Annotated in this window: 12 protein-coding genes and 1 pseudogene; 7 read left to right on the top strand and 6 right to left on the bottom strand. The window is 48.0% G+C overall.

Annotation, left to right across the window (positions count from 1 at the left end):
- Positions 1-148: 148 nt before the first annotated feature.
- On the bottom strand, positions 149-2,647 hold the full coding sequence (locus H5336_RS18050) for a DUF1631 domain-containing protein (RefSeq protein ID WP_185235865.1): 2,499 nt from the start codon (positions 2,645-2,647) through the stop codon (positions 149-151).
- A 263-nt stretch (positions 2,648-2,910) separates the two neighbouring features.
- Here H5336_RS18050 and H5336_RS18045 point away from each other — a divergent pair, with 263 nt between their 5' ends.
- Both H5336_RS18045 and nadC read left to right on the top strand, forming a co-directional pair.
- Positions 2,911-3,435 carry a retropepsin-like aspartic protease family protein gene (locus H5336_RS18045; RefSeq protein ID WP_185235864.1) on the top strand — a complete coding sequence of 175 codons (525 nt, stop codon included), beginning with the start codon at positions 2,911-2,913 and terminating at the stop codon, positions 3,433-3,435.
- 30 nt (positions 3,436-3,465) lie between these two features.
- Positions 3,466-4,308, top strand: coding sequence for a carboxylating nicotinate-nucleotide diphosphorylase (gene nadC / locus H5336_RS18040; protein WP_185235863.1), 843 nt, complete (start codon positions 3,466-3,468; stop codon positions 4,306-4,308).
- Here nadC and H5336_RS18035 read toward each other — a convergent pair.
- The 3 genes and pseudogenes from H5336_RS18035 to tnpA all read right to left on the bottom strand — a co-directional run bounded on the left by H5336_RS18035 (position 4,292) and on the right by tnpA (position 6,389).
- Positions 4,292-5,047 carry a hypothetical protein gene (locus H5336_RS18035; protein ID WP_185235862.1) on the bottom strand — a complete coding sequence of 252 codons (756 nt, stop codon included), beginning with the start codon at positions 5,045-5,047 and terminating at the stop codon, positions 4,292-4,294. The genes nadC and H5336_RS18035 overlap by 17 nt on opposite strands.
- A 131-nt stretch (positions 5,048-5,178) precedes the next feature.
- Positions 5,179-5,700: a pilin gene (locus H5336_RS18030; protein WP_185235861.1), complete on the bottom strand. Its 522-nt coding sequence runs from the start codon at positions 5,698-5,700 to the stop codon at positions 5,179-5,181.
- Positions 5,701-6,027: 327 nt separating this feature from the next.
- A pseudogene (gene tnpA, locus H5336_RS18025) lies at positions 6,028-6,389 on the bottom strand (IS200/IS605 family transposase).
- Between the two features lie 329 nt (positions 6,390-6,718).
- Between tnpA and pilB the strand changes: the two are divergent.
- Genes pilB through yacG form a run of 5 tightly spaced genes read left to right on the top strand, consistent with a single transcriptional unit; the run spans position 6,719 to position 11,364 of the window.
- Positions 6,719-8,446, top strand: a complete 1,728-nt coding sequence (pilB, locus tag H5336_RS18020) for a type IV-A pilus assembly ATPase PilB (protein WP_185235860.1) — start codon at positions 6,719-6,721, stop codon at positions 8,444-8,446.
- Positions 8,447-8,451: 5 nt separating this feature from the next.
- Complete coding sequence (locus H5336_RS18015; RefSeq protein ID WP_185235859.1) at positions 8,452-9,678, top strand: type II secretion system F family protein; 1,227 nt, start codon at positions 8,452-8,454, stop codon at positions 9,676-9,678.
- Position 9,679: 1 nt separating this feature from the next.
- On the top strand, positions 9,680-10,567 hold the full coding sequence (locus H5336_RS18010) for a prepilin peptidase (protein WP_185235858.1): 888 nt from the start codon (positions 9,680-9,682) through the stop codon (positions 10,565-10,567).
- A 12-nt stretch (positions 10,568-10,579) separates the two neighbouring features.
- Positions 10,580-11,167, top strand: a complete 588-nt coding sequence (gene coaE / locus H5336_RS18005; protein ID WP_185235857.1) for a dephospho-CoA kinase — start codon at positions 10,580-10,582, stop codon at positions 11,165-11,167.
- Positions 11,164-11,364, top strand: a complete 201-nt coding sequence (gene yacG / locus H5336_RS18000; RefSeq protein WP_185235856.1) for a DNA gyrase inhibitor YacG — start codon at positions 11,164-11,166, stop codon at positions 11,362-11,364. Before coaE ends, yacG begins: the two co-directional genes overlap by 4 nt.
- Here the strand turns inward: yacG and mutT are convergent.
- Both mutT and argJ read right to left on the bottom strand, forming a co-directional pair.
- Entirely contained in the window at positions 11,347-11,757 is a 411-nt protein-coding gene (gene mutT, locus H5336_RS17995; protein WP_313557832.1) for an 8-oxo-dGTP diphosphatase MutT, read from the bottom strand. The two genes, yacG and mutT, sit on opposite strands and share 18 nt — an antisense overlap.
- On the bottom strand, positions 11,754-12,989 hold the full coding sequence (gene argJ / locus H5336_RS17990; RefSeq protein WP_185235855.1) for a bifunctional glutamate N-acetyltransferase/amino-acid acetyltransferase ArgJ: 1,236 nt from the start codon (positions 12,987-12,989) through the stop codon (positions 11,754-11,756). The genes mutT and argJ overlap by 4 nt, the downstream gene beginning before the upstream one ends.
- Positions 12,990-13,000: the final 11 nt, after the last annotated feature.

Raw genomic sequence — 13,000 nt, 5'->3', positions numbered from 1 at the left:
GTACGAATACTGGCCAGCACGGTTTCTATTGTGTAGGTACCGCTTGTGTGTAGGTTACGCTTGCAGGCCAATTCTGGCGCTTATGATAACGCCGAGAGCCGTGAATCGCACCCTTACTAGGCAAAAAAGCTATGGTGAGGAGAAGGTATTAAGGTTTACGTAAACTTGTTACGACCGTTTCAAGTGCACGATCGAACAACATACTGTTATCCAATGCGCGAATACGGTTTTGCATAAGTAGATAAGCCAGCTCTTGCTGCTGTTTTTCCGCGACTTTCATACCGCTACGGTTAACAAAAATGTATTTTCCCGTGGGCTTAATCACGGCGGCCAGCCTACAGCGACTCACATGACTGTCTTCGTCGGTCATATCAAACCAAGCCCCCTGAACAAACGACGCTACCTGCTGCATAAAAGGGTCGTTTTCGGGTAGTTGCGCCTCGGCTACTTTCTCCACCGCTTTAGGCTTATTCGATATTGTCTTAGTTACCGGTTTTACACTCGCGGTCTTCGTTTGAAGCTTCTTTTCTTCTGGGGCGGTGAAATCCAGTGCAGCATCAACATCCGCGAGGAAATCATCCACATCACCAAGCTCTGCATCGGCAGCTGTTAGCTCTTGCTCCAGCGCACTCTCATCTATACTGTCACCTGTATTTTGAGCTTTCGCTCCCGCCTGCGCTGTGTCTCCCTCTGCACCGGGAATGGGGTTAAGATCAACCTCCCTCGAAACAGCTTTATGCAGGGCGGATTTCTGGGAGGTTGTTTTTTCCTGCGGAATTTTACCCCCAGCAACACTCTCCTTCACTGGATTGACGACTTTCTGCGCTGGGGCCACCGAAGAGACTTCACTGTGTTTACCGCGGATACACTCCAAATGTACCGACTCTAACGCCTTGAATATTTCCGACATTTCAAACGGGTTGAATGCGATATAATCGAGCCCTGCCCTTAAGCGCTGAAGTAAATCTGGCACCATAGCAATAAGGCGCTTTCGATCTTCGGCCGTTGCCGGTACCTGCGTGCTCCAAATAAGATCTTCCAGCGTTTTTAAGCCCGTTTGCCAAGCCTCAGATTCATTGCCGAATTTCAGTACCGTTGCAAACAACACGTTATTCCACGGCCCTTCGATAAGGTTGAGAACAACCGGTGGCAATTGCACATCCACAGTTCTCAACTCAATTTCGGCGGCAACGGTCATTCGCGCCATTTCGGTTTTCGCTTTTCCGTCTTCGGCATCGAGCGTACGCCGCTCTAGCAGTTCAGCTCGCCTCCTATCTTTTTCAACAAACGATGTGAAATCCGCCAACAACTCGGTAAATATAGCCACATCCGTGTCGAACTGATTGAGTAACGTTTGTACGACGCTTTGCATTTTTTGATGGAGAGGGTCACCGTTACTGCCCTGCTCTCCAGCTTTGGCTGGTTGCCAACCTAGAGCCGCCGTTGCCATCTCATTTAATAAGCGCCGTGCGGCATGTCCACCTTTGGCGAAAAATGATTTGTCCAATAGCGCTACTTTTACCAGCGGAATTTGCATGCGGCTAATAACAGCCTTCATCTCTTCTGCTAGGTTGCGATCCTCGAGGATAAATTTAAATAACATATCCACTAGGTTAATGATTTCCTGCTCTGTGCGCCCAACACCAACGGTACTGCCACTGCGTTGCTGTATGTCTGTAATGAGGTCCAGCGCCGTCTTGCCCTCCAACCCACCGCTGACCTGTGCGGGGGCTTGCTGGGCCAACGACAGCAACCGAACAACTTCTGATACAGATGAATGGGCACTTGCTGCTGTATTTTTTTGCCGTTCAGCTAACAGCTCCTTTAGCAGCGACACCACCTCACTATTTTCGCTGGGGCTCTGTGCAGTTGTACCAGCCGGTGCTTGCACCGATTTAACCGGAACAGCCCTTGCGGCAGCCCCCGGCGAAGAAACGCCCTGGCTGAGTTGTGGAAGCACATTGTTGTCGATCAGTATCTGATTTACGGCAGAATACAGAGACGCCAAATTTTGCATAACCACGCGGTCGAACAACTTGAACAAAACCAGCTTGGCTTTGATATCGATATCCAACCGTTTCGCCTGCCCCATAAACGCATCAGCAATTACAGACGGCCCGAGCGGGTTGTTTTTTTCATACACTTTTACCGGCACCAAGGTATCTAGGCGTAGGGATAACACTTGGATTTCGTTGCCAAACTCACTGCTGGCACGAGAAACAGACGAATCCAAAGCCACCATTTCTTCCAGCTCTTCGTGGTTAACGAGCGAAAGCTCATCCGCAGCGAGCAACAGCTCTTTTTCGGCCGCCGCATGGGCATTTGTCACCAGCGCGGCGAAAGCGTCGTCAATGGCATTGCCAAAACGGTTTTCAAAGCCTCGGCGCTGAACACGCACCTCGCGCATCGAATCAAAATAGATATTTTGCTCTTGGTTAGAGCTGGCTTTATCGGCGAGACTGAACAAAGAGTCATCAGCTTGATCAAAAAACACCTTAAGTTTTTCGGCTAGTTGAAACTTACCTTTCTCATGCAGGGCATGGACTGCAGCAGGGAGGCGAGCTAAACGCGCGCGCGCCCTTCTTTGACTTTCGGGTTCCAAATGCACGACCTTAATATTTTTGGGTTGCTTGGCATTTTCGGGCACAGAATGCCTCCATTGGACCGCTATAACGTAACGCCGACAAGAGCGAGAGTCGGGTAACGACACATTTTGTCGGCTTTTATTCAGTCAGTATAATGTAAGGAGGGTATGCGCCCACGGTAACGTGGCTGGTTCGAGAAATGTATCACAGGCAAGTTCACAAAGCGTGACACACTTAATACTTCTCTGTCCTAATAAGGTAGGCCTGTTATAATCAAATCCCTCAACCCTAGTAGCGCATTATTTCACTTTGTACAGCGAGCCCCATGACCGACAATCCTCCGCCAGGTAAAGGCCTTGGAAAGGGAATGCTGACCCTCAGCTGGGTACTCGTTCTGGCTGGGCTCACGCTCTTCTTTGCCAGTAGAGAAGAAAATCTCTACAACCCTAATCAGCAGCTCGAAGGCGGCATTAATGGAAGCGCTCGGGAAGTTGTATTGGAGCGCAATCGCTACGGCCATTACGTGGCCACAGGCAAAATCAACGGCCACCCGGTCACCTTCATGCTAGACACCGGTGCCACCCACGTGGCCATACCCGCCAACCTTGGGCGTAAGCTTCAGCTAAAACAGGGGGCTAGATTCCCCGTATCCACCGCCAATGGCACTGTTCAGGTGTGGTCTACCTCTATCGATAGCCTAGAACTGGGCCCAATCAAACTCAACGAGGTGCGAGCATCCCTAAACCCCGGTATGGACGGCGACGAAATACTCCTCGGCATGAGCGCCTTGAAAACGCTGGACTTCAGCCAACAGGGCAAGTACCTCACCCTGCGCCAACACTTGAACTGACCTGACCTAAAAATATAGAGACCCGGTTACATGAACATAACGCTCGACATGATTCGCGACGATATTGAACGCAACGTTAGAGACGCCCTAACAGAAGATGTAGGCGACGGCGACATAACCGCCGAGCTTATACCCGCGAGCAAAACCGATACCGCCGAAATCATCACCCGCGAAGACTGCACCTTCTGCGGCGCCGCCTGGCTAACCGAAACCTTTCACCAACTCGGTGGGCTAACAGCCATTGACTGGCACGTAAAAGACGGCGACAGCATAAAAGCCAACACCAAACTTGTAACCCTACAGGGTAATACCCGCACCCTGCTCACCGGCGAACGCACCGCCATGAACTTCCTTCAGCTACTTTCCGGCATCGCCACAAAAGCCAGCCACTACGCTAAACTAGTGGAGGGCACTGACATCAAAATACTCGATACCCGCAAAACCATACCAGGCTTAAGAACCGCACAAAAATATGCCGTAAATTGTGGAGGGTGCCATAATCATCGCATAGGCTTGTTTGATGCGTTTTTAATTAAAGAAAACCACATTGCCGCCTGCGGCGGTATTAGCGCCGCGATTAAAAGAGCCCGCGAAATCGCCCCAGCGAAAAAGGTAGAAATAGAAACAGAAAGCATATCCGAACTCAAAGAAGCCATAGCCGCAAACGCAGATATCGCAATGCTAGATAACTTTAGTGAAGCAATGATTGAACAAGCCATGCTACTAGACCGAGGCGCATCCAAGTTTGAGCTTAGCGGAAATTTAACCATTGACAATCTAGGTAAGCGCACTGAGCTTAAGGTGGATTATTGTTCGTTTGGAGATTTAACGAAGAACCTGGTGGCGGTAGATTTGTCTATGCGGATTTCATAAGCTCCCACGGGTCAATAGGGAGAAAGGTTACCGGTTTGTTTGAGCCATCCATAATAACAATCAAATATGACTTTCCGTTAACAGCGGGTAACCAATAATGCTCATCATCAAAATTGCGTATACCCGTTAGTAAAGAACTCTCGTCAGCTTGAATTAATAGGTTGCGTAACGCTGTTAGCGACTGTCCATGCTCACGCACCAAATCCACATCGATGACACTGTAGTATTTTGGCCTGAGATGAACTCCCCTGCCACTTTCAACTACACCAAACAGTAACTCAGCTCGCTCTTCACTGTTTTGCGGCGGACGGGTTGAGACTAACGACACCCCATACCAATGTCGCTCCCAGGCATTAGCCTGCTGCCTATCACCTTTATCGAATTCAGAAGCAAGCACCAATTCAAAACGATCTTTTACAAACACAAAAAATACCGGACGAGCTTGGTATACCGTCGCAAGCCCATAAATTAATGCAGCAAGCTGCACAACAGCAACCAAACTGTAATCCAATATAAGTTCGCGCACGCCTTTAGACGGGTTATAAATGACCAGAGACATCAGCGGCCCCAATGATAGCTCCACCACAATCAATATTTTCCAAAGCTCCAAGCCTCCGGCAATACCTGTGAATGGCGCAGGAAACCACGCAACAAAAATTATGCCTGCCGAAATAATTGCAACAAATGCAGTAAAAATGAAGTGCCATAATGCGGCTTTACATTTAACCTTAACGATCACAAAACCTCTCCCTATATAAAGTAGGTTTCCTCAGAAACAAATTTCACAAAGTAGCAGACATAAAAAAGCCCCGGCTATGCGGGGCTTTACTATAAAATCGGGCGGTTTAGCAAATCAAGCGCCCAGTATTATTAACGACATTCAGAAGGTGCGTATTTAGCTGGAAGTGTTCCAGCAACCGCACTTCCAAGTCCACGAGTAGCGGCAGTATTTTGAGTCGTTGAACCACAAGCCCAGTCAATTGCACCCGTTGCACCAAGAGCAAGTGCAGCCGACTGAACATTCGGGCTAAAAACTAAAGTCATCCCCGCTGCATCAGTTGGCAGGCCTGATGTAGCCGCCGCGCCAGTGGTCACGGTAATGCCAGCTGTAGCTTCATCAATGGTAATATCAGCAACGAACTTTGAAGATTTCTGGTTTACGTTACGGGTGTTATACTCAGCAGCCGCATTTTGCGCGCCAGTCAAACCATCGCTCTGGAAAGCTTCACTGATTAAAGCCTTTGGTGAAGTCGCGGCAATCAGTACTTCAGAGATTTTTGAGCGTACGGTGTAGTCTTGGTATGCCGGTAGAGCCACAGCTGCGAGGATTCCGATAATTGCAATAACAATCATCAGTTCGATAAGCGTAAAACCTTGCTGTACTTGTTTCATGTAAATTCCTCCAACAGGAATGATTGAGAGTTGAACTCATACATTCAACAACAATGCCAACTCAGCCAACCCCTTGAATATCAAGCTGTTTTCAAAGGTTCAGTTTAAAAGAGGCTTCGTTAGCAAGCACTTGAGGCTGCCATAAATGACAATTATTGTCACTACAAAGACAATAATTGCAGCCAGCAAGACGAACTCAAAGTGAACTTACCTCCTGTAAGGCCGGAGGCTTATTGACTGATGCCCTAAAATGCCCAAGTAGCCGTCCAAGGCGTGCGCAACTAGCACATCAAGATTCAACTGACTTCGATGAGTATCATTTTCTCCCTAGTTCCGAATACGCTCCCTTATGATGCCTTCATTCAAACTAACAGTGGAAGCATAACAATCTCTAACCTAACCCTTACAATTTCTTTTCTTACCCTTAAAATGTAGAACGCTTGATATTGCACTTTTACCCTTTATAAATCCAGCCACATTGAATACCTCCAGTTTTGGCGGAATACTCAAGCGCATTTGAACATGATCAGGCATCAAATGGCCCTCCCCTATAATTTTCCCTTTCTGAGGCGCTAATTCATGAAAAACACCACCCAAATATTTTCAACAATAGCTCCAAATATCAACTTTTGTCTTTTCTTCGGAATAAATACAGTGTGATACTTATAGTCCCAACGCGTATGGGGCAAACTTTAGGGCCTTGCACAGGTTTCTCTAATTGTCTTTTGATCGAGACCTGAGGCTACTTATACCCCGGCATTAGTTAGAATCTAGACGAGTCGCTCCAGCTGAACTGGGGGTTTACCTATTTTTAATTACCGCAATATTTGCCACTATGCAAAACTGAATTTATGCTCTGTTTCACTTAAAATCCTAAAACTTACAACAGGTTACTGGCCGAACCTCAAAAAAGTGGTAAAGTTTGGCTGGAAATCTCCAGGCTTTGCCGTGCTAACCTACAATTGAGTGGAACACGCAGCAAAAAACCTCTCGAAGATACAGGGTAACCAGAGAAGATATGAACACATCAGTCAGCCTGAGTGGTCTCGTACGGCGATTGGTTCGTGATGAGCTGATTACTGAAGAAGGCGCCATTAATGCAATTGAGGGCGCCAAACGGGAAAAAACGCCGTTACCTCTTTTTTTAGTCAATAACAGCTCCATTAGCGGCAAGCAAATCGCCCTTGCTGCGGCAGATGAATTTGGCACTCCTTTATTCGACCTTGGGAGTATTAGTACGGACGCCATTCCTAGGGGGGTAGTAGACCCCAAGCTGATTAAAAAACACCACGCTCTTCCCCTGCATAAACGCGGAAACCGACTATTTGTTGCGCTTTCAGACCCAACCAACCTGCATGCGCTTGACGAAATCAAGTTCAACACAGGCCTAACGACTGAAGCACTTATTACTGAGGCAGACAAGTTACACACGGCTATTGAAGTTTTCCTCAACGCGGAAGAAGAAAGCTTGGGCGATGCGCTGGGTGGCTTGGACGAAGATTCTCTCGACGACCTCGATATAGAGGCCGTCGATGAAGACGGGCCAGCAGGCGGTGAGGATACGTCCGAAGTTGATGAAGCACCCATTGTACGCTTCGTAAACAAAGTACTATTGGATGCCATTAAAATTGGAGCTTCGGACATACACTTTGAACCGTACGAGAAGGCCTTTAGAGTGCGCTTACGTACAGACGGCATTCTTAAAGAAGTTGCACGACCCCCAGTGAACTTAGCAACGAGGCTGGCGGCGCGACTAAAAGTTATGTCGCAAATGGATATCTCCGAACGGCGTGTTCCTCAGGATGGCCGCATCAAAATGAAGATATCCAAAAATCGTGCGATCGATTTCCGTGTAAATTCTCTGCCGACGCTGTTTGGCGAAAAAATTGTACTGCGTATTCTGGACCCCTCAAGCGCAAAATTGGGTATCGACGCCCTCGGCTACGAAGAAGAGCAGAAAAAAATGTACTTAGACACCCTGGCGCAACCACAGGGTATGATTCTGGTCACGGGCCCAACCGGCTCAGGTAAAACGGTATCGCTTTATACCGGCTTAAATATTCTCAACACGACCGAGCGAAACATCTCAACCGCGGAAGACCCTGTAGAGATCAACCTGGAAGGCATCAACCAGGTTAATATGAATACCCGCGTAGGGCTTACCTTCGCGATGGCTTTGCGGTCTTTTCTGCGCCAAGACCCTGACATAGTGATGGTGGGTGAAATTCGAGACCTCGAAACGGCGGAAATTGCAATTAAAGCCGCACAAACCGGTCACCTAGTACTTTCAACTCTGCACACTAACAGCGCACCTGAAACATTGACCCGCTTGCTGAATATGGGCGTACCCACCTTTAACGTGGCCACCACCGTTAGCCTGATCATTGCCCAGCGCTTGGCGCGCCGATTATGCCCTGCCTGTAAAAAACCCGCCGATGATATTCCCGATGAAATTTTATCGGAAGAGGGCTTCGACACCATAGGCATTCCACGAGATGAGCTCACAATCTTTCACCCCGTAGGTTGCGACAAATGTAATGAAGGGTATAAAGGGCGTGTTGGTGTGTACGAGGTGGTAAGCATCACCCCAGAAATTTCACGTATTATCATGGAAGGTGGTAATTCCATCCAAATTGCCGACGCTGCTCGCAACGAAGGCTTTAGCGATTTACGAACATCTGCGCTTCGAAAGGCTGCCACGGGATTAACCAGCCTTGAAGAAGCCAACCGAGTTACCAAGGATTAATCCGTATGGCAACAGCACAAGCAACAGCCACCGCCGAAGTTTTTACTTACAAAGGCGTTGATAAAAAAGGCAACAAAGTTTCTGGCGAGGTTAGCAGTGCTAGCTCCGCATTAGCGAAAGCACAACTTCTTAAACAAGGGGTTAGAGCTAAGACTGTTCGCCGCAAGCCTAAGCCTTTGTTTGGTGGCGGTGGTAAAAAAATTAAACCCATGGATATCGCCCTTTTTACACGTCAAATGGCAACAATGATGAAAGCGGGCGTACCGCTAGTACAAAGCTTTGATATTGTTGCGGGCGGCAGTGAAAATAAAACAATGGCGGACCTAATAAATGGCATTAAAGAAGACGTAGCGGCTGGCGGCGGTTTTGCCGCCTCTCTTCGAAAGCGACCAAAATATTTTGATGAACTGTTTTGTAACCTAGTTGAGTCCGGCGAACAATCTGGCGCCCTTGAAACAATGCTTGATCGTATCGCCACTTATAAAGAAAAAACCGAGCAATTAAAAGCAAAAATTAAAAAGGCGCTAACTTACCCCATTGCCGTAGTAGTGGTCGCCATTGTTGTAACGGGTATTTTATTGGTTAAGGTTGTACCCCAATTCGCTGAGACATTTAGCAGCTTTGGCGCTGATTTACCGGCATTTACATTATTTGTGCTCAACCTTTCGGAACTAGCGCAGGCTTACTGGTATATCATTCTGTTCGGGATGGTTGGATTCGGAATGAGCTTTGGCAAATTAAAAGAAAAAAGTCTGGCATTCCGAAAATTTGTGGATAGGGCTGCGCTTAAGGCGCCTATTGTAGGGGACATTGTCTATCAATCTATTATTGCTCGCTTTGCTCGTACACTTTCCACTACTTTCGCCGCCGGTGTACCCCTTATTGACGCCTTGCAATCTGTAGCGGGTGCCACAGGCAATACATTATACGAAGCCGCCGTGCTTCGTATTAAAGACGAAGTATCCACTGGTACCCAACTGAATGTTGCTATCAACAACACTGGCATTTTCCCTCCCATGCTAATTCAAATGGCCACCATTGGTGAAGAATCGGGTGCGCTTGATGAAATGCTGGATAAGGTTGCCAACTTCTACGAAGAAGCCGTAGACAACCTTGTAGACAACCTAACATCCCTCCTAGAACCCCTCATTATGTCTGTGCTGGGTATTCTTGTGGGTGGCTTAATGATTGCCATGTACCTGCCCATCTTCCAGATTGGTCAGGTTGTATAAAATGGCGGGCTTTGAAGATTTAAACCCACAAACAGCGATTATTCTGGTTCTGTTTTGCACGGCTGTTGTTAGCCTAACGGTAGGCAGCTTTCTCAATGTTGTCATATACCGCCTTCCGCTCTCCATGTTCGCCAAATGGAAAGCGGAATGTAAAGAATTTTTAAAAGACAACCCAGACGGCAAAAATGAAGTCGATGCTAAATTTAACATCGCCTTCCCCGCCTCTCACTGCCCCAAATGCAAGGCCGCTATTAAACCTTGGCAGAACATTCCCATTCTTAGTTATGTGCTGTTACGGGGTAAATGTAGTAGCTGTAAGGCAGGGATTTCGATTCGCTACCCTATTGTTGAAGCTGTAACCGCTATTCTTTCAGTATTTTGTGTTTATGCGCTTGGGTTAAACCTTACAGGTGGCTTGGCTGTGTTGTTTACATGGTGCCTCATTGCACTCACCATGATCGACGTTGACCACAAACTTCTCCCCGATGATATTACCCTCCCCCTCATGTGGATGGGTTTAATTGCCAATTCATTCGGTTTGTTTGCCAGCCTCGAACACGCCGTGTTTGGCGCTATATTCGGCTATGGCGTGCTCTGGAGCGTATACTGGCTGTTTAAACTGTTAACCGGCAAGGAAGGCATGGGCTATGGCGATTTTAAACTACTCGCCGCACTAGGCGCCTGGATGGGCTGGCAAATGTTGCCATTGATTATTATTCTCTCGTCGCTCGTGGGTGCAGTTATAGGTATTGCCGGTATTATCATTATGGGCCGAGATAAAAACGTGCCCATTCCCTTCGGCCCCTACCTTGCTATCGCAGGTTGGATCGCCTTTTTTTGGGGCGATACCATTACCGCCACTTATTTACAGTTTTCCAAGGTTGGTTAAACCTAATCGCCCATGCTCACTATTGGTATAACAGGAGGCATTGGTAGCGGTAAATCCACCGTCACCGACTTTTTTGCTCAGCTAGGCATCGCTATTGTCGACGCCGATATCGTGGCAAGAAATATTGTAGCCCCCGGTACCGCTTGCCTAGAAAAAATTGCCCTTCACTTTGGCCCCCACATTCTTGACCACAACGGTCATTTAAACCGTCGTAAACTTCGGGACATTATTTTTACTCAGCCTTCCGAGAGGGCGTGGTTGGAACAACTTACCCACCCGTTAATCCAAGAAGCCACCCAACACGCACTCTCTCTGACAACAAGCCCATATCGTATTTATACCGCTCCCCTGCTACTTGAGGTAGGGCAAAACACACGTGTGGATAGAGTATTGATTGTGGACGTACCAGAAGCCTTACAGTTGGCAAGGGCAGGAGCACGTGACGGTGCTACCAGTGAAAGCATTCGGGCCATCATGAATAGCCAGTGGAGCCGCGAGCAACGACTAGCCAAAGCCGATGATATTATTGATAATAGCCGCGACATTACCCATACCAAAACACAAGTGGAAACACTGCACCAACAATACTTAAAGTTATGACTGTAAAAACCATTGCTGTTAAATGCCCGTCCTGTGGCAAAAAAGTTCTGATGACAAATGAATACCCTCAGCGTCCTTTTTGTAGCGACCGCTGTAAAACCATTGATTTTGGTGGTTGGGCTACCGAGAAAAACAAAATTGGAGGGAATGAGGAGGAAAGCGACAGCTGGTCGGAGGACTTACCCCCGGAGGCATAACCGCTGTTGTAAAGCGGCAATGATTTTTTTGTTGGCCGCAGGAAATTCGATAGCGCCTAATTGAGACGCGGGCACCCATTTAAACGCCTGGCCTTCACGCCCACTCGGCACACCAGAAAATTGCGTGACAAGGCGAACATCAAGCTTTACCTGTTTTTCGGCGTATTGGTGTTCGATAACAATCAGTGCTTCAGAGACTTTGACCTGTATCCCCAGCTCTTCGTCCAGCTCCCTAAACAGGGCCTGCTCACACAGCTCGCCAGCCTCTATTTTGCCACCGGGGAATTCCCAAAAACCGGCTAAATGCTGGCCAGCTTGACGCTGTGAGATCAGAATATTCTGCTGTTGATCAAGCACAACACCCACCGCTACATGTACAACCTTATTGGTCACGTACGGTATTCTGCATTAATCGTTACGTACTGGTGAGAAAGGTCTGAAGTCCAGATGGTTTCTTGCGCAGCACCGCGGCCCAAATGAATATTGATGGAGAACGCCTCCTTGTTAAAAACCTCCTGACCCGCCTCCTCCGTATAAGAAGATGCTCTTCCGCCATCGGTAACGATGGCAACATCATCTAGCGACACCTTGACTTTGGTATCGTCCAAATCAGGTATACCGGCATAACCTATAGCGGCAACAATACGACCCCAATTTGGGTCTGATGCAAAAAGCGCCGTTTTAACCAATGGTGAGTGAGCAACGCTGTAGGCAACTTGCAGACACTCGTCATTGTTTACACCACCAGCAACATTAACGGTAACAAACTTTGTGGCGCCTTCACCATCGCGAACAATTTGCTGAGACAAGCTTTGGTATACCTGAACAATCGCATCGCGCACTCTTTCAAAATACGCCCCATCACTATCGGTTAGAGCGGGTGCCGACGAGAGGCCCGTTGCAACCAGCATACAGGCATCGTTGGTAGAGGTATCACCATCAATCGTAATACGATTAAAAGATTTGTTCGCCGCATAGGCGGAAAGGTTTTGGAGTACTTCACGGGAAATTTTCAGGTCCGTCGCTACGTACCCCAACATGGTGGCCATATTGGGCCGAATCATGCCTGAGCCTTTGGCGATACCGGTTACATGAAAAACCTGACCGTCCACTTCAACCCGAATACTCGCACCTTTCGGTCGAGTGTCCGTTGTCATTATGGTTTTGGCCGCTTCGAGCCAATTTTGCTCACATAGCGAATTGATCGCCTCGGGAATTGCTGCACTAATTTTATCCGCGGGCAAAAGCTCTCCGATTACGCCGGTAGAAAAGGGTAAAACCGCTTGCGGGATTACACCGGTGCAATCGGCAACGGTTTGCATCGTTTGCTTTGCCGCAGCTATACCCGCCTGCCCGGTGCAGGCGTTTGCGTTGCCAGAATTCACCAAAAAATAGCGAACCGATCGCTTTGACATATCTTCTATGGCTAAGCTTTCTTTTGCCAAGGTCACAGGAGCTGCGCAAAATGCGTTTTGGGTAAATACCCCAGCCACCTGACTACCTTCGGCAACTTCTACTAACACAACGTCGTTGCGGTTGGCGTACTTTACGCCAGCCGCCGCCACACCTAATTTAACGCCCGCAATCGGGTATATTTTTGGCCAGTTTTCAACGCCCACAGCCATGCACTTAACTC

The organism is Teredinibacter franksiae (genome assembly GCF_014218805.1).
In the GTDB taxonomy this organism is placed as follows: Bacteria; Pseudomonadota; Gammaproteobacteria; order Pseudomonadales; family Cellvibrionaceae; genus Teredinibacter; species Teredinibacter franksiae.
Note: the sequence above shows the minus strand (reverse complement) of the source record. Positions and strands in the feature narration are given on the sequence as shown.